This window comes from Mycobacterium paraffinicum (assembly GCF_001907675.1).
In the GTDB taxonomy this organism is placed as follows: domain Bacteria; phylum Actinomycetota; class Actinomycetes; order Mycobacteriales; family Mycobacteriaceae; genus Mycobacterium; species Mycobacterium paraffinicum_A.
In genome coordinates, this window is sequence record NZ_MPNT01000072.1 from 1 (window position 1) to 2,545 (window position 2,545).

Here is a 2,545-nt window from a genome sequence, read left to right on the forward strand (position 1 = left end):
TGTCAATGGCCAAGTAGAAGTACCCGCTGGTGGCCGGATAAAAGTACCCACCCCGTGCAGTGATTCTTAGATTGGTTGGGGGTTCTCCTTCCGGTGTTGGGCGTCCTTCATTCGGTAGGACTGGCCGTCGGTGATGACGACGGTGGCGTGATGCAGGAGCCGGTCCAAGATGCTGACGGCGGTGGTCTGCTCGGGCAGGAATCGACCCCACTCTTGGAAGGGCCAGTGCGAGCCGATGGCCAGGGAGCGGCGTTCGTAGGCGCCGGCGACGAGGCGGAACAGCAGCTGGGTGCCGGTGTCGTCGAGTGGGGCGAAGCCCAGTTCGTCGAGGATGATCAGATCGACACGGAGCAGGGATTCGATGATCTTGCCGACGGTGTTGTCGGCCAAGCCGCGGTAGAGGGTTTCGACGAGGTCGGCGGCGGTGAAGTACCGGACCTTGTGCCCAGCATGAATCGCAGCGACCCCCAGTCCGATCAGGGTGTGGGACTTGCCGGTCCCAGCCGGTCCGATGATCGCCAGATTCTGTTGTGTGCGAACCCATTCCAGGCTCGACAGGTAGTCGAACACCTTGGGCTGAATCGACGATGCGGCCACGTCGAAGGACTCCAAGGTCTTGGTGACCGGGAACCCGGCAGCCTTGAGCCGGTTGACGACGTTGGAGGCATCCCGTGCCGCCAGTTCGGTCTCGACGAGGGTCCGTAGCACTTCTTCGGGGGTCCAGCGCTGGGTCTTGGCGGTGATTAGGACTTCGGGGGCGGTGCGCCGGATCGCGGCGAGCTTGAGCCGCCGCAGCCCGGCGTCGAGATCAGCGGCGAATTGCGGAGTGGACAGTGGTGCAACGGGTTTGGTTGCCTTGGCTGGCGTGCCGTTCATGACGTGGCACCACCGTCTGCGGCCGGGTTGACCGTGTAGGCAGCCAGGGATCGGGTCGGGGCGACTGGGAGGTCCAGGATCAACGCATCCCCGGCGGGGCGGGGCTGCGGCGTTCCGGCGCCGGCGGCCAGGATGGACCGCACGTCGATCGCGCGGAACCTCCGGAACGCGACCGCCCGGCGAAGCGCGCCGACCAAGGCGTCGGTGCCGTGGGCGGCGCCCAACGCCAGTAGGACTTCCAGTTCGGAGCCCAGCCGAGTGTTGCCGATCGCGGCGGCCCCGACCAGGAATGCTTGAGCATCCTCGCCGAGTGTGCAGAACTGTTGCTCAGCATGAGTTTTGGGTCGTGGTCCGCGGCTAGGTTCCGGGCGGGGACCGTCGTAGTGATCGTCGAGGACTGATGCGCTGCCTGGGGCACCCAGTTCGTGCTCAGCCACGATCACCCCAGTCGCGGGCTCCACGATGCACAGCGCGCCGTGATCGACGACGACGGCCACGCTGGTCCCGATCAGTCGGGTGGGCACCGAGTAGCGGGCCGAGGCATACCGGACACACGACAGCCGGTCGACCTTGCGGATCACCGACGGTGCCCCGATTCGAAGTTGCAGCGACGGCAACGGTTGCAGGAGTTCCCGTTCGATCAGCAGTTGCTCATCGGGGACCGCACAGATCTCCGAATGCACCGCGGCATTGACCTCCAGACACCACGCCCTGGCCGCAACGTTGGCAGCACGCAGATCAACCGGCACCCCGGCGATGGCGGCGTCGGTGAGCAGCGGGACGGCGAGGTCGCGTTGGGCGTAGCCGCACAAGTTCTCCACGATGCCCTTCGATTTAGGGTCGGATGCATGGCAGAAGTCCGGCGCGAAACCGTAATGACCTGCCAGCCGGACGTATTCGGCGGTAGGGATCACCACGTTGGCGACCACGCCGCCCTTCAGACAGGCCATCCGGTCGGCCAGCACCCGGGCCGGGACACCACCTATCCCGGCCATCGCTTCGGCGATCAACGCCAACGTCGTGGACGCCTTCTGGTCGGTGGCGAACGCGACGAAGCGCCACCGGGAGAACGCCAGCACTGCGCAGAACAGGAACAACCCGGGTGCGGCTTGGGCCCAGTCGATCACCAGATACTCACCCGGTGACCACACCGCCGGGCGACGTCCCCGGTGATGTTCGTTGCGCCACAACACCTTCGCCTCAGCAACGAGGCGACGGAAGTTGCGTGCCGACCCGTCGTAACCGGCGGCCTTCGCGATCGGCAACATCCGCTTCGCCGACATCCGACCCGCCGACTTCTCGACACGCTCGGCGACCAGATCGGCCACCGCATCGTAATTGTGGGCCCGCTCGACCCGCGGCGGTGCGCTCTCACCGGCTTCGAATTTCTCGACGACTTTCTTGACGGTCCTATGGGTGGTGCCGCACAGCTGCGCGGCGCCGCGGTATGACCCGACTTGTTGATAAGCAGAAATGATGTCCATGCGGTCCCTCGCAGACTTCAATGGAACTCCCCGGTGGTGACGATGAGTGGTTGGCACCTTCACCGTCACCACCGGGGCCCGCAGTTCCTGATCGACACGACGAACACGGGGTGGGTACTTTTATCCGGCCACCAGCGGATACCTCCACTTGGCCACCAGTGGGTACTTTTTCATGGCCACGGACA

2 protein-coding genes are annotated in these 2,545 nt (G+C 65.2%); both read right to left on the bottom strand.

Features of this window, described 5'->3' with window-relative positions; genetic code table 11:
• Nucleotides 1-66: 66 nt before the first annotated feature.
• Nucleotides 67-876, bottom strand: coding sequence for an IS21-like element helper ATPase IstB (gene istB, locus BRW65_RS30715; RefSeq protein WP_007172566.1), 810 nt, complete (start codon nt 874-876; stop codon nt 67-69).
• Complete coding sequence (gene istA, locus BRW65_RS30720; RefSeq protein ID WP_079669096.1) at nt 873-2,381, bottom strand: IS21 family transposase; 1,509 nt, start codon at nt 2,379-2,381, stop codon at nt 873-875. Before istA ends, istB begins: the two co-directional genes overlap by 4 nt.
• Nucleotides 2,382-2,545: the final 164 nt, after the last annotated feature.